Below are 23785 nucleotides of genomic sequence, written 5' to 3' on the forward strand. Positions count from 1 at the left end.
AACGGCATCCGACTCGGTTAAAGGGACAAGGAGCGACGTTTGGCTTGCATCATCTGGCTGCGACCGGCCAGCGCCTGTGACTGTTGTCGCTCACGGGCAAAGGCCTGGTCCCAGTTATCGATGCGCTCGGCCAATGCCGGCAGCGGCTCGTCCAACAGGGTGTGTAGCTGTTCCAGCAGGCCCGTCCACAGGTGTTGCAGGCGCAGGGCACGCTGCTGGTCGAAGTATTCGCCGCGATACTTGAGGGTCGCGGCGAGGCCTTCGCTGCCGTGCACGAGGTCGAGCACCAGGTGGAAATCTCCCGGTGCCTGGGCCACGTCCAGCGCGGACAGCTGCGCGCCGGCGATGGCGGTCGGGGTCACCCGTGACGGTTGATAGTTGAGCTTGACCTGGAACAGCGGCGAGTGACCGGGGCGGCGTTGCGGCGCGAGGGCCGAGACCACCAGGTCGAAAGGCAGGCCTTGATGGGCATAGGCCAGGCGCGCTTCATCGCGAACCCGCTCAAGGAAACCGGCCAGGGTCGGTTCGCCACGCAAGTCGCAACGCAGGGTCAACTGGTTGACGAAGAAGCCGATGACGTCGCTGTGCTCGGCCAGTGGCCGGCCATTGACGTCGGTGCCCAGCAGGAATTGCTGCTGGCCGCCCAGTTGCTTGAGCACCAGTTGGTAGCTGGCCAGCAACAGCATGAACAAGGTCATGCCTTGCTCGCGGGCCAGTGCTGCCAGCCGTTCGCAGCGGGCCTGGGGCACGCTGAAGTCCAGGCTGTGTTCGCCCGGGGCCTGGCCGCTGCCACCGAGTTCCAATGTTTGCGGCATGCCGGCCAGGTGTGTGCGCCAGAAGTCCTGCTCGGTGGCGATCTGCTGTTCGCTCCAGTACCGGGCTTCCCATTGGGCGAAATCGAGGTATTGCCCCGGCAGCCCTACGTCCGTCGAACCAGCCAGCTCCGCCAGCAGCACTTGTGCCGAACGCCCGTCGAAGGCGATGTGGTGCAGGGTCAGCAGCAGGTCATGCTGTTGGCCATGTCGGCTAAGCAACTGCGCTCGCAGCAGCGGGCCGGCTTGCAAATCGACAGGGTTGGTGTGTTCGTGGGCCAGGTGCTCGCTCAGCGCCTGCTGTTGCTGCGCTTCATTCTGCTCGCGCAAATCATGATGGATCAGCGCTACCGCCGTGGCCGGCAACACCTGTTGTTGCGGGCCATCGACACCGTCGCGGTACACCGTGCGCAACACGCCATGCCGCTCGACCAGCGTGTTCAAGCGCAGGGCCAGGGCCTCGATGTCCAACGGCCCTTGCAGGCGCAGATGCAGCACCAGGTTGTGGCGGGTGTCGTCCGGGTTCAGTTGGCGCAGGAACCACAGGCGACGCTGGGCGAACGACTGATGGCCCTGGTTGAGGTTGGCTTGCTCGGTCGAGGCTTCGGCCGTGGGCGCCGGTTCATTCAGGAAACCTTGCAGGGCCAGCGCCCATTGTTCCAGGGTGATTTCCCCGAACAAGTCCTGGGTCTCGAGATTCCAGCCCAGGTCCCGGTGCAGGCGCGCAGCGAAGTCGGCCACGCCGATGGAGTCCAGGCCCTGGCCGATCAGGCTGCGTTCGAAATGGGCGGACAGATACGGGTTGACCGCGTGCAGCGTCTGTTCCAGCCATTGGCGGCAGGCGACCTGGGCCTGTTGCGGCGTCTCGGCCACCAGGCGCTTGAACTGGGCAAGGTCAAGGGTCTCGCCGTGCGAGGCATGCTGCCCACCGCTCTGGGCGATGATGCTCAATGTGCCGGCGGCCAGCTGCTTGCGTGCGCCTTGACGGGCGATCTTGCCGCTGGTGGTCATCGGGATGGTGCCGGCTTGCACCAGCACAATCTGGTCGATGCCACAGTCGGCGGCTTCGCGCACGGCGTTTTGCATCGACGCGAACAGCGCCGGATGATGCGCCGGGTCGACGAACTTGCGCTGCGGCTCGGCGACGATCACCAGTTTCTCGCGGCCCAGGGCCGGGTCCATTTCCGAGAAGGCGGCGATGCGTCCAGTGCGGATGCCCGGCTCGGCGTCGGTAATGGCGAATTCGATGTCGTGGGGATAGAGGTTGCGTCCGTTGAGAATCAGCAGGTCCTTGAGCCGTCCGCAGATCACCACCTGGCCTTCATGCATGAAGCCCAGGTCGCCGGAGCGCAGGTAATGCTCCGATGAGCCGGCAATCCGTGCTTCAAAGGCTTCGCGAGTGGCCTCGGGGTTCTTCCAATAGGACTCGGCGTTGCTCGGGCCCTTGAGCCAGACTTCGCCGATGCGGTCGGCGGCGCAGCGTTCGAAGGTGTGCGGGTCGACGATGGCGATGCCGTGCAAGGCTTGCGGGTAACCACAGGCGACGAACTCCACGGCGGCGGCATCGGCCGTCGCCAGGGCCACACGACCGGTCTCCAGCACGGTCTTGTCCAGGCGCAGCACCACTGGCAGCGCATCGGCCGGCGTGGCGCTGACGCACAGGGTCGCTTCGGCCTGGCCATACCCGGGGCTGATGGCCAACGGGTTCAGGCCACACGCGGCAAAGCGTTGGGCGAAGGCCTCCAGGGTGCCAGGGTGGATCGGTTCGGCGCCGTTGATCGCGTGTTTCCAGGCACTCAGGTCAAGCTGCGCGATCAGGTTGTCGCTGACCACGCGGTTGCACAGGGCATAGGCGAAGTTGGGGGCGAAACTGGCGGTGGCGCGGTAGCGGCTCAACGCCTGCAACCAGGTCGACGGCGCATTGACGAACGTCTGGGACGCCATCAGGTAGCAGGGCATGCCGCTGTAGAGCGGGGCCAGCATGCCGCCGATCAGGCCCATGTCGTGGTACAACGGCAGCCAGTTGACCATGGCGCCGTGCTCGTCGAAAGCGTACGCCTGGCGCATCAGTTCGACGTTGGCGATCAGGTTGCGTTGACGCACCTCGACACCTTTTGGCGAACCGGTAGAGCCGGAGGTGTATTGCAGGAAGGCCACGGTAGAACCGTCGATGACCGGGCGTTGCCACTGGCTGGCCGGTGGCGTGCCCAGGTCCTGGACGGTCAGCACATCGACGCGTCCTTCCACCAGTTCCAGCAAGCCTTCGCAATAATCTGCCGGTGCAAGAATCAGCCCCGGTTCGGCATCCACCACCACGTTGCGGACGCGATCGAGGTGGCGCGGCTTGCGCGACGGCGGTGGAAACAACGGCACGGCAATCAGCCCCGCATACAGGCAGGCACAGAAAGTGCGGGCGTAGTCGAGGCTGCTGGGCAACATCAACAGCACCCGATCACCCGGTGCATAACGTGCTTGCAGCGCGGCCGCCAGGGATTGGGATTGCTCGTGCAGCTGGGCAAAGGTCAGGGTTTCGCCGATCTCTACGCCGTCCGGCAGAAAATGCAGGGCCGCACGATGAGGGAAGTGCTGGGCGTTGGCTTCCAGCACGTCGATCCAGTGTTCGAATGAAAACATGTGCAATTCACGCCATGGCCACGATGACTTTGCGGTCACCGGTGAAAGGATTGCGACCGTGTGCGACCAGTCGGTTATCGAGCATCAGGATATCGCCGGGCTGCCAGGGGAAACTGATGGCAGTCTCGCGGTAGACCTCGCGCACGGTGTCGAGCATGTCGTCGGCAATCGGCGAGCCGTCGCCGAAATAGACATGGCGCGGCAGGTTCTCTTCACCCACTGCCGCCAGCAGGCTGGCGCGTACGCTCGGTTCGATGGCCGAGACATGGAACAGGTGCGCCTGGTTGAACCAGACCCACTCACCGGTATCGGGATGCTGCTGCACAGCGGCGCAACGCTGGCGGGTGCGCAGGTCGCCATCGGCTTTCCATTCCCACTCGATGTCGTTGTCCTGGCAGTAGCGTTCGACCTGGGCGCGGTCCTGGGTGTTGAAGACTTTTTCCCAGGGCAGGTCCAGGGCGCCGCTGTAGTTGCGCACGTAGAGCAACTCGCGGCTGGCGAACAGCTCGCGAATCTCGGCAGGCATGCGCTGGTAGATCAGGCGGCTGTCGGCAATCGGGGTCTCGCCGCCGGTTTCACTGGCCTTGATGCAGTGGAACCAGATGCGCGAAGGCCAGGGGCGGGTGTAGGCCTGTTCGTTGTGCAGCGGGATGAATTGATGGGCCGGATACTCGGTGGAGCTATAGACCCCGGCGAAGACTTTGCTGCGCGGTGTGGAGCCGAACTCGTAACTGGCCAGCGGTGCACCAAAGCTGGCAGCGAAGCGCTTGAAATCAATGGGCGTGGCGACGGTGAAACCGCGAAACAACACGCCGCCAACGGTGCTCAGGACATGGGCCAGGCTGTCGCGGATCGAGGTGTCCAGATCGTGGATCGACTGCCCCGATGTCCCCTGCACCAGCACGGGGAGCGATTGGGCGCTTGCATCCGTGGGCGCCATTGAAAAAAGCTCGGAACGCCCGTTCAGGTGTTCGATTGAGGTCATCCTTGTGCATCCTCTTATAGCGTCTTCGACCAGTCACAAGACCTCGAAAGCAGGGCAGCGGTCAGCGATGTAGGACTCGTCTGTAATGTATGTAAGGCGATACAAGACGACATACTAGGTACAAATGAGATGGATTATCAATACTATTTATTTAATTTTTTTTTTGGATTAGACTCCGCTCCGCTGGCGCCAAACAGCCTTCGGCCAGCTCAAAAAACCTAAAAATATCTGTCGCAGGGGAGCGGGGCGTGAATTTCAAAAAGAACACAATTGCGTTGGCTGTAGGGTCGGCCATCGGCCTGAGCAACGGCGCATGGGCGGCCGAAGAAGCCGGCAAGATGGAGATCGCTCCGATCACCGTGACGGGTGAAAAAATCGACCGCCCCCTCGATAAGACCCAGTCCAGCGTCGTGGTCGTCACCGACAAGAACCTGCGTGAACACGGCGACAAGGACCTGGTGGATGTATTTGCCCGCACGCCCGGCGTCTATAGCCAGGCCGGCAATGAGAACTGGGGTATCCGTGGCGTGCCGGTGTCCGGTTTTGACGACCAGGGCCCGGCGGCCCTCAACGGGGCAGTATCGGTGTATGTCGACGGTGCCGTGCAGCCCAACCGCGCGCTGACCCTCAGCCCGGTCCCGCTCTGGGATGCCGAGCAGGTCGAGGTTTTTCTCGGGCCGCAATCCACCACCCAGGGCCGTAACTCCCTGGCCGGTGCGGTGGTTATCCGAACCAAGAACCCAACCTTCGAACCGAGCTTCTCGGCGCAGACCAGCGTGGGCAACTACGGTGAGCACGGTGCGGCCGTGGCGGGCGGCGGGGCCATCGTCGATGACAAGATCGCCGGGCGTATCGCCGTGGATTATTCCGACGGTGACGGCTACATCCGCAACACCACGCTCGATAAAGACGCCAACCCGCATCGCACCAGCAACGCCCGCGGTAAATTGCTGATCCTGCCCAATGACGACACTGACGTCTTGCTGACTTATGCCCATAACGAACATCGCCAGGGTGACCGCTCGACGATGCGCGGCGCCGATGGCAAACCGAGCTATTACGACATCGCGTCCAATACCGAGGCCTTCGACAACCTCAAGCAAGACACCCTCAGCGCCAAGGTGGATTATCGTCTGAACGATGCCTGGTCGCTGACGAGCATGACCGCCAATACCAATACGGACTACAGCAACCGTCTGGACTTTGACCAGAATGCCGTGGACAACGAGGTCGTTCTGCGTAAGCAGGACGGCAACCTGTTCAGTCAGGAACTGCGCCTGAATTACGACTCGGACACGGTGAAGAGTTTCGTCGGTGCCTACTATGGTCACAACACCAACAACTTCCACGACCGGTTGTTGTTCGATGATGTGCTGGTTCGTACCGTCAAAGGTGATACCAAGATTGAAAACAAGGCGGTGTTCGGTGAAGTCAACTGGACGTTCGCCCCGCGCTGGACCTTGATCACCGGCCTGCGTTACGACCACGAAACGAACGATACCGACATCGAAGCAGATGGCCGCTTCGTGCCCGAGAAAATCAAGAAGTCGTTTGATGCCGTGCTGCCGAAACTTGGCATCGACTACGAACTGGCAACGGACCAGTACCTCGGTTTCACGGTGCAGAAGGGCTATCGCGGTGGCGGTGTCAACCTGCGTTCCGGTAGCGGTCACCAAGCCTACGATCCGGAATACACCACCAACTACGAGCTGTCCTATCGCGGTTCGTTCTTCGACAAGACCCTGCGTACCCGCGCCAACCTGTACTACACCGACTGGAAAGATCAGCAGGTCAGCGTGCGGCAGCCCGGTAGCACCGTCATTGATATCTACAACGCTGGTCGCAGTGAGATCAAGGGCCTGGAAGTCTTCGTCGAAAAAGACATCACCGAGCAACTGACCCTGAACGTCGGCGGCGCCATTACCGATAGCAAATACAAGGACTTCGTCGCTGACAATGGTCAGGACAGGAGCGGTGAGGCGTTCCTCTACTCGCCTAAATACAAGGCCTCGGTGGGTGGTGTCTATCGTTTCGACGATCGCCTGATATTCGGTACGGACATTGTCTATCAGAGCACCGCGCCTTCGGAGTACGAGTTCGATTCAAACGGTAAAGTCACTGGTGAGCGTAAGAGCGATGCCTATGTGCTGGTGAATTTCAACACCGAGTACAAAGTCACCAAGAACGTCGCAGTGTCCGCCTACGTGAAGAATGCGTTCGACAAGGAGTACGTCACCAACAATCGCGACGACGACATCATCGACGTCGGCGCACCGCGCACGGTGGGGATGATCCTGCGCTACGACATGTAAACCCACGGGCGCGGGGAGGCAATCTCCTCGCGTCTGTCCTGCAACGTTTCGGATGTTTGTTTCCAGGCTGTTTGTTCCCTTCCAAACCCAGCCTCCATGGAGGAAATCATGAGTGCTTTTTCGAATGTCACAGCGGGTGGCGCGCAACAGCTACGCCTGTTGCACACCGGTCTGTCGAATCCTTACTGCCTCGATTCGACACCACTGCTGGAACGTCAGCAACAGCAGGAATCCAACGCCCGCAGTTACCCGCGACGCATTCCCCTGGTGCTTGAAAGGGCCCATGGCATTTATGTGCAGGACAGCCGAGGGCAAGTGTTCGTCGATTGCCTGGCCGGTGCCGGGACCCTCGCGCTGGGCCACAACCACCCGGTGATCATCGAAGCCATCACCCAGGTCATGGCGGCCGGTGTGCCGATGCATACCCTGGACCTCATGACGCCCGTGAAGGACGCATTCGTCCAAGAGATTTTCGCTTGCCTGCCCAGCGAGTTCGCTCGCCATGCACGCATCCAGTTCTGCGGCCCGAGTGGGGCCGATGCGGTCGAGGCCGCGCTCAAGCTGACCCGTACCGCGACCGGACGGCATTCGGTCCTGGCGTTCGAAGGGGCCTATCACGGGATGACCCTGGGCACGCTGGCTATCAGCGGCAACCTGTCGCCAAAGAATGCCCTCGGCGCGTTGATGCCCGGCGTGCAGCGCCTGCCGTTCCCCCACGACTATCGTTGCCCGTTCGGGGTGGCCGGCGATCAGGCGGTCACGTTGAACGTTCGATACCTGGAACACTTGCTCAACGACCCGGAAAGCGGGGTGACAGCACCGGCGGCAATGATCCTGGAGCCGATCCAGGGCGAGGGTGGGGTGATCGCCGCGCCGGACCGCTGGCTGCAGGAGTTGCGCCGGTTGACCCAGGCCCACGGCATTCCGCTGATCGTCGACGAGATCCAGTGCGGCATTGCCCGCAGTGGACGGATGTTCGGCTTCGAGCAATCGGGCATCACGCCGGATGTCATCACCCTGTCCAAAGCCATCGGCGGCGGGTTGCCGCTGTCGGTGATGGTCTACCACGAGTCGCTGGACGTCTGGCAGCCGGGTGCCCACGCCGGCACATTCCGCGGCAATCAACTGGCGATGGCGGCGGGTACCGCGACCTTGCGTTTTATCCGTGATCAAGGCCTGGTCCAGCACGCTGAAACGGTGGGCGCCCACCTGCAGAAACAATTGCAGGCGCTGCAAAACGAGTTCGCCTGGATCGGTGATGTGCGTGGGCGTGGCCTGATGCTCGGCATGGAAATCGTCGACCCGCACGGCACCCCAGACGTACAGGGCCATCCGCCGGTGGACACCGCCCGGGCCAAGGCGTTCCAGCAGGCTTGCCTGAAGCACGGCTTGATCGTTGAACTGGGCGGACGCCACGGCGCGACCGTACGCTTCCTGCCGCCGCTGATCATCACCGAACAGGAAATCGATTTCGTCGCGAAAATCCTGTTCCAGGCCGCGAGCACAATCAACGAGCGCCCCGCAGGCTGATCATCCAGGTTCGACCCCGCATCCAGATACAACACCCAACCCTGTGGGAGCGAGCTTGCTCGCGAAGGCGCCGGCACATTCAACATCACCACAAGCAGACCCACCGCTATCGCGAGCAAGCTCGCTCCCACAAGGGATTGCGGCTGCCCACAGCATCCGGACTCAGCACCAAACCCTGTGGGAGCGAGCTTGCTCGCGAAGGCGCCGGCCCATCCAACCTCACTACAAGCTGACCCACCGCTTTCGCGAGCAAGCCCGCTCCCACAAAAGATTGCAGATGCCCACAGCACCTGGATTCAACACCAAACCCTGTGGGAGCGGGCTTGCTCGCGAAGGCGTCAGCACATCCAACATCACCGCAAGCAGACCCACCGCTATCGCGAGCAAGGGATTGCGGCTGCCCACAGCGTCCGGACTCAGCACCAAACCCTGTGGGAGCGAGCTTGCTCGCGAAGACGCCGGCACATCCAACATCACCACAAGCAGACCCACCGCTATCGCGAGCAAGGGATTACGGGTGCCCACAGCATCCGGACTCAACACCAAACCCTGTGGGAACGAGCCTGCTCGCGAAGACGCCGGCACATCCAACATCGATGCAAGCTGACCCACCGCTATCGCGAGCAGGCTCGCTCCCACAGGAGATTGCGGCTGCCCACAGCATCCGGATTCAACACCAAACCCTGCAACAGTTGCTCAAGCACTGGCGTGAGTCAGCCCCGTCAAGGTGTCCGCGATGGCCTTCGTGCGTTGTGCCGTACCTTCGGTGGTGCGGCTCGAGTCTTCCAGGGCATCGAGCATCTCGCGCAGGGCGCTGACGGCGACGGACTGGTCTTCGATCTGTTGGGCGACGCCTTGGATCTCCGTCGAGAGCAGGTCAATGTCCACGCCGATTTCCGCGGCATTCTTGCGGGTGATTTCCGCGAGCTTGCGGACCTCATCAGCCACCACCGCAAACCCTCTGCCCATCTCACCGGCGCGCGCTGCTTCGATGGCGGCGTTGAGGGCCAACAGGTTGGTCTGCCCGGCGATTTGCTGGATGACCTGTACGATCGACTGGATACGCAAGCTCGAACTGGCAAGCGCACGGGCGCCGACCACCGCTTCACCCGCTTGGGTGGCAAGCTGTTCGACGGTCGTGCCGGCCTGCTCGGCGACGCTGTTTTGCCGGTCGATCGTGCCCGTCAGGTCATCCATCGACAAGTGCAGTTCGCCAGAGTAGTGCTTGATTTGCGTCGCCATCAGCGCTTGTTGCTGGCTGGCCTGGGCCAATACCTGGCCCAGATCCGTCAGGCCGTCGAACACCGGCAGGATGGTGTTGTCCAGGCCGCGAGTGTCCAAGGCGCTGCTGAAGTCATTCATCTTGAACGCCATGATCTGCTTGACCACGACATGGTTCAGGCCCGCCAGCTTCTTGATCTGGCGGCGCAGGAAAAACGCCTTGAACTCGCCGTAGTGAGCAATGAAGTTATCGACGTACTCATCGACAAAACTGGCGCCCTTGGTGACTCTGAAGAAGAAAATCGCCGTGAGTGTCTGGTTGAGGTTCAAACCGAGGATTTCACCAAACGTCGAGAAGCCGGCCAAAGGCACATCGCCGAAAATACCGGCCATGCTGCCCAGGTCGCTGCTGTTGTTGAGCCGGCGCAGGATGCAGTCGTTGAGAATAGCGGCCACCGGACGGCCGCCTTTGCCCTTGAGGAATTTCTCGTAGTCGAGGCGGGTCGCCTCGCGAAGGGGCGTACGCTTGACCATCACCAGCTCTTCGCCGGGCGCCACGTCGCAGAACAGCTGGATGATCTGCTGCTGATAATCGATGCGGGCAATGGAGCGCACGAACAGCTCATCGCCCACACGGATGGCGAATGAATAATCGGCCAGCTTCTTTTCCAGTGCCTGGGCACTGCACTCGAATGCATCGCACAGCGCCTGGACCATGCTCTTGATGTTGCCACGGCTGTCGATGACCTGGTCGATGGTGCGGTCTTCGACCGACGCGGTCAGCACGCTGAACGTCAGCCCGGCAGGTTGGAAGTTCTGACTCTTGAACACCCCGAAGCGCACATCCGCCGCGGTTTTCAGGAAGACAATCTGCGCATGGTTCTGATAGCTGCGCTGCCCATCACTGATCAAGGTCTTCTTGAAATCGGCCTTGCCACCGGCCGAACCGCCGACGAACAGGCAAGGGAAGCGTCCCGACTCATAAAGCGCTTCCATAAAGAACGATTCGGAAGCCGAAAGACCATCGAACACCACGTAGGCCAAGGTATCGCGATGGTCAATCGGCGTGCTCACTTGCGCCTGCTTGATGTTACTCACCAACCGGGTGATTCGCTCACGCATGGCCAAGCGCTTGCCGCCACCGCGAATGTCCTCGCACTCCAGCGGCACCATCACCACCTCGGCCGACACAATCACACTGGCGTCAAACAGCTGCAGCACCACTCGATCCCAGGTTTCGCCGGTCTGGCAGTACAGCGTGTTCGCGCCGTTGCACAACTCACCCGACGTCGTGCACAGGCTGATGGCGCTGTGGGCAAAGCGCTTCTTGACCTTGGCGGCGACCTGGTCGATGTCCAGGTGCGGGGAGATGAACCCGGTAATCAACACTGGGGTGATACGTATGTTGGCCAGTGCCTGGTCAAGTTCAGCAGAGGTGCAGACCACGCTGACCGCGCCTTGAGTCTGGGCGCGGGCCTTGTTGAATAGATTCAGTAGGTTCATGGCTGGACTCGGTTGAGTGCGACGTGACGCGTACGAGGTATGCGTGCGGAGTCCATTCTCTGTAGCGGTCACGGCTGGGGGGGCTTGTGTGGGCGTGAGCTTGTGCTATTTGCGGGGAGGGTCCATAGGGGCTTTTGGTTGGGGTTTACTACGTCTGTTGGCCAGCGACTTTCGTATGGGTGCCAGGGGAGGGCGATGAAAAAACAGTCTCTGACCTCTAGACGAAAAAATGGCAGCCGCTATGCTTCGGTGATGCCTCTTGCTACTTGTTATGGCCGTCACAAGCAATTCTTGGCGCGAGACGGACCCCCCTTCATGAGGCGGTGATAAGTATGAGGCGAATTTTTGAGGGTGGATTGGGATGTTTTAGCGGAGTCTTTTGAGTTAATGGTTGATGAGTGAAAGGAGGTTGAGTAAGGCGGGAGCAGGCCATGTTTCTGGGAGGGTAAATGAATATTTCGAATGTTAGAGGAGTTGCTATAGTCAATGGTGCTATCTCGAGCGTTAGGTTGGTTGAGTTGCAAGGAGGTTTTCACGTGCAACTGCCAGACGCTTATGTGCAGATGCTTAATTCGGCAGATGGTTTTTCATTGCAAAATGGTGTGATCTTATATTCTTCTAGTGAGCTTGTTGAAAGGAATAAGACCCTGGAGGTGGATAAATATGCCTCAGCCTATCTTGCTATAGGTGACGATAGTGGTGGCCGTTCTATAATGCTTCCGCTTGCAGGTAAAGGCGTCTACCTAGTGGATCAAGGCAGTATGGATTCTGATGAATTTAAAAGGATCGGTATGTCGTTAACTGATTGGATTACTGACGGGTGTGTGATTTAACTATGTTGGGTGGGGGCTGTAGTGATTACACGGAAACAGAGAAGACAAAAAAGCAGTTAAGGATGATAAGTATGGTAACGGCAGGTTGGCAGTTTAGTGATCCTCCGAACGTCGCGGTCGTTGCAAGCCAGAAAATAGTTTCGGGTGGCTGGATAGCGTATGTTTCGCATGATAGCGATGATGGTGCTTGGCAGTTTCATACCAGTCAATCGGAGCCTGTCAGCGAAGAAGATGCAATGGTCGTGAGTTTGCAAAGCATTGTGATGCTCGACCCAACCGTTATTGAGCTGGCTGATCTTCCGCTTGGATGGCATGCGTGGCGGAGCTCTAAGTCAAGTGTTTGGCAAAGAAAGATGATGTAAGGGGGCGCAAGGATAGGTCGAGATTTGAATTCACCTGTAATTGGTTCGTTTCATAATCGTGATCTGTTCCCGGGAATAAATTATGACGAGTGATGAGTTGTGTGAATGCGCAAAGGCCGTTTCAACAAGAGCGGGTTTTGTCGATTTTGTTGAGATGTTAAGCCGGGATTATGTAAGTAATCGTGACGAGTGGCAGAACGATACTTTGGATCAGTTTCTTTTGGGGCTCTCAGGTTTCGCAAGTGACATGGGTGGATGTTACAAAAATATGGGGGAAGCTGTTGATGTTGAAAAAATAACTTGGCGGATTGCTGCGGAAATGTTAATTGCTGCTACTGTTTACGAGGGGTAGCGGATCCTCGGGGGGCTATATTCCTTATGTTTCTGCTGTTGGGAGAGCTTGCTTGAGCATCCAGCGCCGACTTAAATCTGCTCTATTTCGATACCATGAGTCTTGTGATGGAGTGGAGTTGTTTTAAGTGCTCAGCATCCATCCAGAAATAATTTCGGAAAAGTATGGTGAGTACCCTGACGTACATCGATTGATAGATCTTAGGGTAGGGGAGCGAGGTTTTCGAGTTTGCCGTCAAATATCATAGGGTGAGTTAATAACTCTGGTTTCTATTGAAGAGGTATTTGATACGCCAGGAGTTCCACTTTGGTTGACGGGAGAGAAATTGGTGCTGTGGACTATAGATGAAAAGGAAAGTCCGTCAGACGAACCAACTGATTGGAGTAGGTATTGTTAGCTATGAAATATCATTTGACAGAGGGGGAGTTCAATGACCCAGCTGAATCCGAGATCCTCAATGACCTCTCGACTCACTCGGGTATGGCACTTCCAAAAAGTTATATCGACTTTCTCAAACAGCATAATGGTGGCGAGGGTTTCATAGGCGAGAATTACATTGTTTTTTGGAGTGCAGAGGAATTGGCCGACTTCAATCGGGAGTATGAAGTAGAAGTCTATGCTCCGGGCATCTTCTTGTTCGCTTCGAGCGGAGGCGGAGAGGGGTATGGCTTCGATACCAATGACGCAGCGATGCCGATAGTGCGCATCCCGTTTATAGGCATGGATCGGCGGTATGCCGAAACGCTAGCCTACGATCTCCCCGATCTATTTGCTCGGTTGGCAAACGAGGATGAATAAGCCAGGGCGCCCCAAGGGAATGGAGTTGTTCGAGATTGTACCGGTCATTTTAGGTGGCGATCCAATAAGCCCAGAAAACAAAACATGGTTGACGAGGCAACAGCATTTTGAAGCTGTGCGCTATTGGAATCAAGTTGTCAGCGGTAGGCGAAAGGAGCAGGGGTAACAATAGCGGATACTGTAGGAAATGTGAACTGCTCCAATGTTTTTTAAAGTTGACAATATGGAAGATCGGAGATTGACTCATGTATGATATTTTTCGCAGTTCTTTCTCCGAGGATTATCGTGTAGTCGATAAAGGCCTGACTGCTCTGGATATTAAAGGCGACGCTTATGGGGTGTCTGAACTGATGTCGGAGTTTGGAGGGTGTTCATTTGATAGAGCATTATATCGAGTGATGGCGCCTAGCTCGATTAGTGAGTGGAACCAAGTCATTGAATATGCGTTCCCCAATTTCGATGGGCGTGTGCAATGCTTTGGTTACGATTGGCTAGGTCGCATATTTGCGCTGGATTCAGGCCGGTTGGAAGGGGGGCATTCTGGAGTTGTTATGTTTGAGCCAGGAACCGGAGAGGCGCTAGAGATTCCCTGCAATATCGTGACTTTTCATAACGAAGAATTGATGGAGTTCCGAGAAGAGGCCTTAGCTGTTAGCTTCCATATTCAATGGCTAGCTCAAGGTGCTGCTCCTAGCTATGAAGACTGTATCGGCTATAGGGTGCCATTGTTTCTCGGTGGTAAAGATGTTGTCGAAAACCTAGAGGTTTCAGACCTTGATGTCTACTGGACATTAATAGGCCAAATAATTAGGAAAACGAAGGAGCTTCCTCTAGGTTCATTACTGGCGAATATTGTGCTCACTGATGAGGGGGAAGGAGGTTAGAGCCACATTTTTACTCTGGCGAAAATCTCTCTTTTCACTTGACGCATACTAGGGGATCTATGGTGAGTCTGATGAGGCTAACAATGCAGTCGAGAGTTTTTATGGTGTCTTCAATAGATGTTGAAGTGGCTAATAAGATAATGTCTTAAACATATTTCCAATCTATCGCGAGTGAGAGTGGTGTCGAAAATTTTATCTATATTTTTACACGTTATTAAAGTGACGGTTCTGCCACTGGCGTTGTCTAGTTGTTGTCTGATAGAGATGGAACAGGTTTTTTTTGACGAGCTTCGTATTGAAAATAAGTTAGCAATACCAATAACATATTGCAACGAATTCGATGCTACGACCTGTTCTGAGGTAGTCCAGAGCGGCGGAAGCTACAGCGTAATTTTCGTTTCGCACGTTGATAATGACGATGATGAAGAGATTTTAGAGGCATTTGATCGTCAAAACATCAGGGTCTGTGGAAAGGTCCTTGATATCAAACTTATTCGCTCAGTGTCGCCAATAGTTAAGCGTGACAAGGACCATTTTGAGATCATCATTAATAGGGCGGCAAGCGATCAATTTTGCCAATAGTATAGCCTTTGGGTTTTATCGCATCGATCAGCGCGCTAAATAATGTGAGAGCAGGTTATGAGACAGATGACGGATGAAGAAAAGACTGAGTTAAAAAAGAGAAAGGACAGGTTTGACGTGTTTCGCAAGGAATGTATGCCCGTTCTACATGATTTTGCTAATATATTAGGTTGTGAAAGTCCGCATGAAATACTGATTGTGCCTGAAAAATTTCTACCTTATATAAGTAAATATATGGCAGCGCAAGATGTGAGCGATAGCAATCGCATTTGGTTGATGACAAGGATAGGCTATTTTATTGGGGAGTGGCTTGTTGGTAAATTTGACGGGTGCTGGGTAGTTGATGAAAGCGTTGAGTCAAAAACCTTTTCGAGGTATGTGATTGGAGAGTTTGGGGGGGCTGGGGCAGGAAAAGTCATAGATCCATTTTCTTTGGCTCAAGCATATGTCGATACTCGGCCGCCTAGAAATTTGATCGAGCAGTTGGATTTGGTAGTAAATTCTTTTGAGGACTCCTGAGGTGGTATGAGGCGCGGAGACGGATAGCGGCACGCGGTCACTGTTTTCCAGTATGGGACGATTTTTTTTGCTGAGCTAGAAGTGAGAGTGGATTTCCGCTTTAATTTATCAAAGGAAAGTTAATATGGAAGTGATAGTGACGTTGTTAGATCACTTTATTGATGGGAGAGATACAAGTATTGAAGCTGCAAATCGTTTAGAAGTGTTGATTGATAACGCTTATCCAGACGATAATTTTTTACAAGCGACGGTGGAAGTTTTGGCGTGCTATCGCCCTGAAGGTGGAGATTTTATTTTTGATGTGAATCAAGTGCGAAATCGTCTTGTTGAAACTCGAATTTATTTGATGAAAGTCGCTTCCCTATGAAGACTGGTCCGAGCACATAAAAGAGCAGTGGGCAGATCACTTTGATTCTCTGCCAACGCAGCTTGAGTTTGCGAGAAACGGGGACAGACCACGTTTTCTGATGAAATTGAAGCAATGATCGTACGGGGAGCTCAGTAAGGCCGACCGGGGCGCCCGGAAAGCGATGCTGTCTTGGTTTGGATACGTAGTCTGTCTCCGTTTTTTTTTAAGTAGAGGCGTAAAGGTGGCGATGATTTTATTATTCCTTTTCATGTTCGGCCGCTTGAGTCGTCAATCATGCCGTCTGATTTTTCAGGGGCATATGTAAGTTGCTATGCGTCTGGAATTGATTATGTTGATGCTACTCAGAAAGCGCTAAAGCGGCTTTCTGATGATGGTCTGTATCCAATTGAAATTTTGGAGCCGATCCATTAGGAAACGTGGTCTGTCCCTGAGGAATTTCAGCTGTCAATTGTTGTGAAACCAATCGTTCCTAGAGGTTGAATTCAATGCAATATGTAAACCTGCTTGGTGTGCACCCTGGTTGCGTGGAACTGCGACCATTTGCGAAAAAATTCTTTGACGCCCTAGGCGTTAATGATAGGGAAAAGCGCGAGAGCAGTAATTACATTGATGGTTATTATTTTAAGGGTTCCCTTGGTGGCATGACTTTCTCCGTCGCTATTTCAGACGAAGATGCGCATGAAAACGTACCGTACTGGATTCACATTTCAGCGGACTTGGTCACACCTGACGCTCTGGAAGATGCGGTTTCCCAGTTGATTCGAGATAAGGTACTTCCAATGGGATTTCAGTTGCTCCGTATTGTTAACTTCGGCAAGCGAGGTGAGCTGCGAATTGACTACTGACATGTCAAGCGTGATAAAGATAATATTGTTATTGGTAGCGTTGTGATGACGGATTTTGCCGATGGCGAGATTTTCAGATTGGATCACGGCGACCAACGCACTTGAGAAGTCAGAAGGCAACAGAAAGATAGGGCTCTAATAAATGAAGTTTACAATGAGCGTAGTCGAAAAATTTGAGTTGTCAGATGGAGTTACGATTCTCGCTTGTAAAGGCTGTAACTCAAATGTTGATGTTATCGGAAAACGATTTTATCCGGTTTCTGGTGATAAGGTTCGACAGCCTCTGACGATAGTTTGTGAGCGTAAGCTGCTAAATCAACAGTCGAATCTTGATCAAAAGGCTTTTGAAATAAGAGATGTTGTGGATCTGACGCAAGAAGAGGCAAGAAGTGGAGGTTGGCAGTTGGTCGTAGAATAAGATCAAGAGGGCTCAACGGAGGGGCAAAATTCTGGCTCACTTAAAGTAGTGCTATTAACGCTTTGTACGTTCTTTAAAGGCTAAATAGAATACTAGCGATTGTCGGGTAAAAGCATTGCGCACAAGTAGATTCTGAGTTTGGCGATAAAAATTATCTGTTTTGAGGGTTGGCTGGATGAGTTCTCCAATTATTTTTGGCTTGAGCGAAGATGATAATTCAATGAGGTTGATTTATCGTCTTGAGCATGACTTGGAAAGAGATCACGAAAGAGTATCGTTGACTCAAGCTTTAACATTGGATAAAACTCGCCCGCTTATAGGGCTTAAAGGAACCTATGGGCTTTTTGGATCAGTAGATTGGTGGGATAGCATCCGCCAAGGACAAATGCCACTGTTATTCGTTTCTGGCGTCATTTTGCGGGCTTATGTTGCGGGGCAAGATAAGCATCAAGCGAATAATATGCTTGATTTAGAGCTAGAAGACGGCTCGGTGCGAGCTGTTGGTATTTATGTCAATGACAGGGAAGACGTTCGGTTGTTTCGGCCTGGTTACAAAGCTAGTGTTGTGTATGCGTTAGATGAATTGAAACAACAGCCGGCTGCTGATGGTGGTGTGAATTATTCGAAGGTTGCATTGGAGATGGCGGTTTCGTTGCAGTCTGTTATATAGCAAAAGCCAGTTTGTGTTGGCAGTTTTGGGGCGGTGCGGGCAGACCAAGTCTTCTAGGCGTTTTGGAGATGGTGATTAAGCGTATGAAGAAGCAGCTTGAAATAAGGAATGAGGTGACAGCGTTTTATATTCGTAGTGAGTTTGAAAGAGGAGATGCTCTATTAGCTGATTCAGTGGGTGTGCTATCTAATTATATTAAACTCGAGTGTATTGGGAATAGGCATTTTTATAAGCGGGAGCTAGCTGATGCGATTCGTTGCTATGAGGAAGGAATTAGTTTGAATTCCGAACACCAAGTGGCGAGATATCAGTACTTGGTCGGCGTGCAGCTTGAGAAAAAAATGGAGTTGGTGGAGGCCTTTAAGCGCTATCAGGCAGCTATAGAGGCTGATTCTTCATTTGTGGATGCCTACGTAGAGTTAGGGGGGTTGCTTGTTAGGGTTGGTGATTTAAAGGGAGCTTTGCATTGCTATCGTGACGCTGTTCGTATTGATAGTTCTGATCCCGGTAATCTATTTAATCTAAAAGCAGTTTTAGAGAGGTTGGTAGAGGAAGATCCTGGTGACTATGAGGACGAGCTTAAGCGCATCAACAAAACTTATGAGGGTTGTCCAAGAGGCGCTCAGTTGCAGGATAAAAGTTGGTGATAAGCGGAATTTTTTGGAGAGCCGGGGACAGACCACGCTTTCTGATGAAATTGAAGCAATGATCGGGCGGGGAGCTCAGTGAGGCCGACCGGGGCACCCGGAAAGCGATGCTGTCTTGGTTTGGAAACGTAGTCTGTCTCCGTTTTTTCCTTAAGTAGAGGCGTAAAGGTGGCGATAGTTTTTATTATTCCTTTTCATGTTCGGCCGCTTGAGTCGTCAATCATGCCGTCCGATTTTTCTGGGGCATATGTAAGTTGCTATGCGTCTGGAATTGATTATGTTGATGCTGCTCAGAAAGCGCTAAAGCGACTCTCTGATGATGGTCTGTATCCAATTGAAATTTTGGAGCCAATCCATGAGATGAACTCTGGAAACTGGTTCGAGCACATAAAGGAGCAGTGGGTAGATCACTTTGAGTCTATGCCAACGCAGCTTGAGTTTGAAGAGGCGATGCAGAACAACAAAGTGGTATATGGGCCTTTTGGTTCATATTCCTAGCAGTGGAGCTTCTGGAGGTAGTAGTTTTTTTGCTTCATCCATCTGCTGATTCATTACAAGTGAATTGATCTTGTGGGCCAGTGGTGTTACGTCAGTAATCCGCTGAATCCATTCTTCGGTATATAAACGGACGGCCTCTTGGCTGAGGCCTATCTGGATGGCGCGATACGGCAGTGGTTGCAGTAGTAGATTGCGCTCTGGGTCCCACTGAACACGTACCGGGGAGCGGCTTTTGAGTTGTTTCCATTCCTCGTGGCTCATGTTAGGTTCAGAATGGCTAGAGCAGCTATGTGCCAGTGCCCACTCGAAACCTTCGCGGGTTATGTCGATGGCAAGGATGCGTTTTTGGCCTTCGTCCTTGAATCCCCAACCGGCGCGATACATCATCCACAGAAATGATGGCTTAATCCACGTCATGCGCTCCATTTTAAAGGGAGGCGAAACAAACGTTCCGCGTGTTAACGCGCTGTCGGCAATAGCATCGGAATAGGCTTGATAAACACGAATGGTTTTATCGTCATAAACAGCGCGAATTTGTTGGAGAACGGTTTGATTCATTGCTTTTTTCTCGCTGTAAGTCATCCGGTCTGAAGCATATTTTATGGGGAAGCGTCGTGAGTGATGGGGAGCAGGTCATCATTTCGTGCATGATGAGTCAAGAGTACACCCTATGTGAAAAGCCTGAAGCCCCTTGGCCGGGGTGGATCCCCTCCATTAAGCCAACCAGCACGATCCCTCAGGTACAGACCACGTTTTCTGATGAAATTGAAGCAATGATCGGACGGCGAGCTCAGCGAGGCCGTCCGGGGCGCCCGGGAAAGCGATCGCTCTCTTAGTTTAGATAACGTGGTCTGTTCCCCCATTTTCCTCACTCCCCAGCGCCTTATTAAATATTTTCTACACCCCCTAAACTTTTTTCAAGGAGAAACGGGGACAGACCACGTTTTCTGTGACGTATTTTAATTGACTGAAACAGTAGGAAATAGAAAGGGGTGATGTCTTCTCTTGAGTTGACTAAGCTTTGGTCCGACTTATATGAAAGGACTCTCCATATGCCACGCAGAGCACGCGTCTTGATACCGGGCGCACCCTTGCATTTAATTCAACGAGGAAATAATCGATCGGTTTGTTTTTTCTCGGATGATGATTATCTTTTTTATATGGAGCTGCTTGCTGAACAAGCCAGCAAAAGCGGATGTGAAATTCACGCGTGGTGTTTAATGAGTAATCATGTTCATTTGTTAGTCAGCCCTCAAGAGCAAAGTAGTGCGGGTTCGCTTATGAAGGGGATAGGGCAGAGGTATGTGCAGTACGTGAATCGTACATATGGACGCAGTGGGACCCTGTGGGAGGGACGCTTTCGTTCATGCCTTGTTCAAAGTGAAAACTATGCTTTAGCCTGCTATCGTTATATAGAAATGAATCCTGTCCGGGCAAAAATGGTAACGCATCCGGCGGAGTATCGTTGGTCGAGTTATCGTGCTAACGCACAATCAGAGCTTTCGTGTTTTATTACCCCGCATGCTCAGTACCTGTCGCTTGGAGGGCCAAATACATCGACTGCAGAAGCTTACAGGGAGCTTTTTAGAGACGAGCTGGGGGTAGGGTTGGTTGACCAAATTCGGGCCGCCACCAATGGTAACTATGTACTTGGTGGCTCGCGATTTGCTAATGAAATTGAAGCAATGATCGGACGGCGAGCTCAGCGAGGCCGCCCGGGGCGCCCGGGAAAACGATCGCTGTCTTAGTTAGAAAACGTGGTCTGTCCCCGTTTTCTCATGCCATCTGATATACAGCTTTTTAAGCATGAATACTTCGAATCAAAATTCGAAAAGATTTTCAAGGTAGACTACGGGCGGGCGCATGATGCTACCCAGCTTCGATATCCAAGCCCGCTCGTCAAGTAACGAAAATAGGACAAAAAATTATGGCTTTTTACATCGAAATGGACAAGATCGCTGATACCGAGGAGTTCGTTGACTACTCTTTTGGGCGGGGTATGGATGTTGGTGTTCTTAGACTAAACAAAGTGCGTGGAACGCTAACGGTACTTTCTGCGTGCCCATTAGACCAAGACGGAGAATGGTCGCAGAGGGCAAGCATGAAATTAGCGAGGCTCTGGAAGGAAGGCGTATATCCTGACAAGACCCAATGGGCCTCGTAAGGCAAGCGAAAACGGGAGAAACGGGGACAGACCCTGAGGGATCCCTCCTGAGTGCCGCGTCGCGCGCAAGAAGCTTTCTCCAGCGCTTGTTCAAAGCTCAATTGGAGAAAGCGCCGGGCAGGCCCTGAGGTTCGCCGTTTTTCCCGAGCCTTGCTTCATTCGAGCATTGGGTCCTCGCGTAGGAAACTTCTGAAAATCCCACCAAAAGCACTATTCTGGCCCTAAGCCTCTCGCCGGAGGTTTTCTGTCGCGTTACGCTCTGGGTGTCGCTGCACATTCAGCGACCGGGCTTGGTAACCCGGTGGAATAAGGCGTAATAGTGTACAGACAGGATTGCAGGCTTTCAGGCCTGCGATTTTGTTTTATGGCAGCTGTGCGTGGGACGTCTTCTGACGTGCCGGTTTCCTTGATTCCCCGGTTTACCAACCTGCGCACAGCTGCCACCCATTCGCTTGGTAACGGATGCGGTAGCTCTTCGGATCAAGGGAGTTGAACAATGCATATCGATAGATCAAGCAAACGGCCTCATCTGCTCCGCAGCTCTGTATCGCCGTCCCGCTGCATCTCAGTCAGTGGGGATCTCAAATGACCATACAGGCAGAAGCAAAAACCATCGGCTACACCCCATTCCATTATTGCTCCGATCGTCCGCTGTTCCGCGTTAACGGCGGTGTCCCGTTAGATGAAGCGTTGCAACAAGCGTCAGATCTCTTGCATCTCGCCTACCGGCTTGCAGAGGATGCAACCTTCGAAAGGAAAACGGACCGCCATGCCTGGGCCGCTCATTATTTAATGGAGATGAGCAAAGCAGTGATTGATGATGTAGTGAAAGTTATGACGGTTAGACCTGGGGAATCAAAACGCTCCAATAGCTAACGACGCATCCAAATTAGTCGAGAAGGGGGAAGGCGGGGGCAGGCCACGATTAGGGGACGGGCCGATTACAGGTGAACTCAAATCGTGGTCTGTCCCCGATTTCGTGCCTCAGGAACGGACCACGTTTTCGGTAATCGTGGTCTGTCCCCGGTTCCGTCCCCGGTTTCCGCTGGTCGATTGGAGATCCAAGATGAGCACCATCGTACCGCCGCCGCTAAGAAAGCAGATTTGAATAAAATTTCGGTTCTTGTATGGGAGTGATGTCATGAAGGGGAAATATCAGGCCGCTTTCATTCTTCCTAAAGGGGCAAGAGAAAAGTTGGGTGAGGATGGATGGGAGTTTGAGACGAGCAATCGCTTGCCGTTAGAGTTTAAAGAATGTCTGATTGATAGCCTGGGGTTGAGCTTTCTTAGTGAGAAACTTGGGGTCGAAATTTATTCAGGTTTTGAGTTGGAGGTTTCTTTTTTCTACGATGTTGATCAGCAAATTGAGTTTGTTCATATAAAAGTTTATGGCGATGGATGGCCTAGCACTCTAAGTGTAATCAGGGATCTAAAATTGGCCGGGGCATGGGAACTGTTTGTTCCCGATAAAAAAGCAGAGTAGGAGGCCGCTCCCACAGGGGGACTGTGCAAGTCGAAAAAACCGAGGTTCACCGCCGATACAATGTGGGAGCGAGCTTGTTCGCGATGGCGTCGGCACATTCAGCATCGAGGCCAACTGATCCACCGCTTTCGCGAGCAAGCCCGCTCCCACAGGGGGGCTGTGCTGATCGAGAAACCGAGGTTCACCACCGATCGAATGTGGGAGCGAGCCTGCTCGCGATGACGTTGGGACATTCAGCATCGAGGCCAGCTGATCCACCGCTATCGCGAGCAAGCTCGCTCCCACAGGGGGGCTGTGCTGGTCGAGAAACCGAGGTTCACCACCCATTCAGTGTGGGAGCGGGCTTGCTCGCGAAGACGTCGGCACATTCAGCATCGATGCAAGCTGATCCACCGCCATCGCGAGCAAGCTCGCTCCCACAGGGGGCTGTGCTGGTCAAAAAAAGCCGGGGTTTACCACCGACCCGACATGCGACCTGGCCTCAGCCCAGATCCCCAGCCTCATGCCGCTCCGGCACCTGGCTCGCCTCATCCCCCCACGTACGGTTGACCCGCTGTCCGCGCAGGACGGCCGGTCGCTTGGCAATCTCTTCTGCCCAGCGCTGCACATGGGTGTATTCGTGAGCACTCAGGAATTCGGCGGCGCCGTACACGTTGTTGCGCACCAGTTGGCCATACCAGGGCCAGACCGCGATGTCGGCGACGGTGTAGTCATCGCCTGCCAGGTATTGGCTTTCGCCGAGGCGGCGATCCAGGACGTCGAGTTGACGCTTGGCCTCCATGGTGAAGCGATTGATCGGGTATTCGAGTTTCTCCGGTGCATAGGCGTAGAAATGCCCGAAGCCGCCACCCAGGTATGGGGCAGAGCCCATCTGCCAGAACAGCCAGTTCAGTGTTTCGGTGCGGCCCGCCGGGTCGGTGGGCAGGAAGGCGCCGAATTTTTCCGCCAGGTACAGCAGGATCGAACCGGACTCGAAGACACGGATGGCAGGTTCCACGCTGCGGTCCAGCAGGGCCGGGATCTTGGAGTTGGGGTTGACCTCGACAAAACCGCTGGAGAACTGGTCACCTTCGCTGATGCGGATCAGCCAGGCGTCGTATTCCGCGCCCGTATGACCCAGCGCCAGCAGTTCCTCCAGCAGGATGGTCACCTTCACGCCATTGGGCGTGGCCAGGGAATAGAGCTGCAACGGGTGCTTGCCAATCGGCAAGGTTTTTTCGTGAGTTGGCCCAGCGATAGGGCGGTTGATGCTGGCGAACTGGCCGCCAGACGGGGCGTCGTTTTTCCAGACCTTGGGCGGAACGTAGGACGCTTGGCTCATCGGGACATACCTCATCGTTTGCTTGTGGTGTGATCCCCCAGA

The 23785-nt window shown here is 54.4% G+C and carries 23 protein-coding genes; 18 read left to right on the plus strand and 5 right to left on the minus strand.

What is annotated here, in order from left to right:
- Positions 1–17: 17 nt before the first annotated feature.
- Positions 18–3446 (minus strand): condensation domain-containing protein, encoded by a 3429-nt coding sequence (locus tag KI235_RS13100; RefSeq protein ID WP_212795788.1) that lies wholly within the window; start codon positions 3444–3446, stop codon positions 18–20.
- Positions 3447–3453: 7 nt separating this feature from the next.
- On the minus strand, positions 3454–4431 hold the full coding sequence (locus tag KI235_RS13105) for a TauD/TfdA family dioxygenase (protein ID WP_013693073.1): 978 nt from the start codon (positions 4429–4431) through the stop codon (positions 3454–3456).
- Between the two features lie 248 nt (positions 4432–4679).
- Between KI235_RS13105 and KI235_RS13110 the strand changes: the two genes are divergently transcribed.
- Together KI235_RS13110 and KI235_RS13115 are read left to right on the plus strand one after the other, a co-directional pair.
- Positions 4680–6743 (plus strand): TonB-dependent receptor, encoded by a 2064-nt coding sequence (locus KI235_RS13110; RefSeq protein WP_013693074.1) that lies wholly within the window; start codon positions 4680–4682, stop codon positions 6741–6743.
- 108 nt (positions 6744–6851) lie between these two features.
- Positions 6852–8273, plus strand: coding sequence for a diaminobutyrate--2-oxoglutarate transaminase (locus tag KI235_RS13115; RefSeq protein ID WP_212795789.1), 1422 nt, complete (start codon positions 6852–6854; stop codon positions 8271–8273).
- Between the two features lie 696 nt (positions 8274–8969).
- Here KI235_RS13115 and KI235_RS30615 read toward each other — a convergent pair.
- Positions 8970–10997, minus strand: coding sequence for a methyl-accepting chemotaxis protein (locus tag KI235_RS30615; RefSeq protein ID WP_043042730.1), 2028 nt, complete (start codon positions 10995–10997; stop codon positions 8970–8972).
- A gap of 449 nt (positions 10998–11446) precedes the next feature.
- Here KI235_RS30615 and KI235_RS13125 point away from each other — a divergent pair, with 449 nt between their 5' ends.
- From KI235_RS13125 to KI235_RS13185, 13 genes are all read left to right on the plus strand, one after another.
- Entirely contained in the window at positions 11447–11830 is a 384-nt protein-coding gene (locus tag KI235_RS13125; protein WP_114730990.1) for an SMI1/KNR4 family protein, read from the plus strand.
- Between the two features lie 71 nt (positions 11831–11901).
- Positions 11902–12192: a hypothetical protein gene (locus KI235_RS13130; protein WP_212795790.1), complete on the plus strand. Its 291-nt coding sequence runs from the start codon at positions 11902–11904 to the stop codon at positions 12190–12192.
- An 82-nt stretch (positions 12193–12274) separates the two neighbouring features.
- Positions 12275–12544 (plus strand): hypothetical protein, encoded by a 270-nt coding sequence (locus tag KI235_RS13135; protein ID WP_212795791.1) that lies wholly within the window; start codon positions 12275–12277, stop codon positions 12542–12544.
- 399 nt (positions 12545–12943) lie between these two features.
- A complete protein-coding gene (locus KI235_RS13140; protein WP_060613783.1) occupies positions 12944–13342 on the plus strand; it encodes an SMI1/KNR4 family protein in 399 nt (132 codons plus the stop codon).
- Positions 13343–13587: 245 nt separating this feature from the next.
- Positions 13588–14226, plus strand: a complete 639-nt coding sequence (locus KI235_RS13145; RefSeq protein WP_212795792.1) for a T6SS immunity protein Tdi1 domain-containing protein — start codon at positions 13588–13590, stop codon at positions 14224–14226.
- 180 nt (positions 14227–14406) lie between these two features.
- Positions 14407–14808 carry a hypothetical protein gene (locus KI235_RS13150; protein ID WP_145902455.1) on the plus strand — a complete coding sequence of 134 codons (402 nt, stop codon included), beginning with the start codon at positions 14407–14409 and terminating at the stop codon, positions 14806–14808.
- 66 nt (positions 14809–14874) lie between these two features.
- On the plus strand, positions 14875–15327 hold the full coding sequence (locus KI235_RS13155) for a hypothetical protein (RefSeq protein WP_050516652.1): 453 nt from the start codon (positions 14875–14877) through the stop codon (positions 15325–15327).
- 124 nt (positions 15328–15451) lie between these two features.
- Positions 15452–15694 (plus strand): hypothetical protein, encoded by a 243-nt coding sequence (locus KI235_RS13160; RefSeq protein ID WP_003200940.1) that lies wholly within the window; start codon positions 15452–15454, stop codon positions 15692–15694.
- A 488-nt stretch (positions 15695–16182) separates the two neighbouring features.
- Positions 16183–16542, plus strand: a complete 360-nt coding sequence (locus KI235_RS13165) for a hypothetical protein (protein WP_033028096.1) — start codon at positions 16183–16185, stop codon at positions 16540–16542.
- Between the two features lie 154 nt (positions 16543–16696).
- On the plus strand, positions 16697–16960 hold the full coding sequence (locus KI235_RS13170; protein ID WP_170291489.1) for a hypothetical protein: 264 nt from the start codon (positions 16697–16699) through the stop codon (positions 16958–16960).
- 175 nt (positions 16961–17135) lie between these two features.
- Entirely contained in the window at positions 17136–17630 is a 495-nt protein-coding gene (locus KI235_RS13175) for a hypothetical protein (RefSeq protein WP_244864305.1), read from the plus strand.
- 83 nt (positions 17631–17713) lie between these two features.
- The gene (locus KI235_RS13180) at positions 17714–18277 is read left to right on the plus strand and encodes a tetratricopeptide repeat protein (RefSeq protein WP_151180581.1); all 564 of its coding nucleotides are present in this window, start codon (positions 17714–17716) and stop codon (positions 18275–18277) included.
- A 222-nt stretch (positions 18278–18499) separates the two neighbouring features.
- On the plus strand, positions 18500–18775 hold the full coding sequence (locus KI235_RS13185; protein ID WP_050516650.1) for a hypothetical protein: 276 nt from the start codon (positions 18500–18502) through the stop codon (positions 18773–18775).
- On the opposite strand, the gene KI235_RS13190 is transcribed toward KI235_RS13185, so the two are convergent.
- Complete coding sequence (locus tag KI235_RS13190) at positions 18764–19333, minus strand: DUF4291 domain-containing protein (RefSeq protein WP_212795793.1); 570 nt, start codon at positions 19331–19333, stop codon at positions 18764–18766. The two genes, KI235_RS13185 and KI235_RS13190, sit on opposite strands and share 12 nt — an antisense overlap.
- A 533-nt stretch (positions 19334–19866) precedes the next feature.
- Here KI235_RS13190 and KI235_RS13195 point away from each other — a divergent pair.
- From KI235_RS13195 to KI235_RS13205, 3 genes are all read left to right on the plus strand, one after another.
- On the plus strand, positions 19867–20523 hold the full coding sequence (locus KI235_RS13195) for a transposase (RefSeq protein ID WP_244864306.1): 657 nt from the start codon (positions 19867–19869) through the stop codon (positions 20521–20523).
- A gap of 1001 nt (positions 20524–21524) precedes the next feature.
- Entirely contained in the window at positions 21525–21815 is a 291-nt protein-coding gene (locus tag KI235_RS13200) for a DUF3077 domain-containing protein (RefSeq protein ID WP_212795795.1), read from the plus strand.
- A gap of 265 nt (positions 21816–22080) precedes the next feature.
- Positions 22081–22422, plus strand: coding sequence for a hypothetical protein (locus KI235_RS13205; protein ID WP_212795796.1), 342 nt, complete (start codon positions 22081–22083; stop codon positions 22420–22422).
- A 481-nt stretch (positions 22423–22903) separates the two neighbouring features.
- On the opposite strand, the gene yghU is transcribed toward KI235_RS13205, so the two are convergent.
- A complete protein-coding gene (gene yghU, locus KI235_RS13210) occupies positions 22904–23743 on the minus strand; it encodes a glutathione-dependent disulfide-bond oxidoreductase (protein WP_212795797.1) in 840 nt (279 codons plus the stop codon).
- Positions 23744–23785 lie beyond the last annotated feature (42 nt).

It is taken from the genome of Pseudomonas sp. St386 (assembly GCF_018325865.1).
In the GTDB taxonomy this organism is placed as follows: Bacteria; Pseudomonadota; Gammaproteobacteria; order Pseudomonadales; family Pseudomonadaceae; genus Aquipseudomonas; species Aquipseudomonas brassicacearum.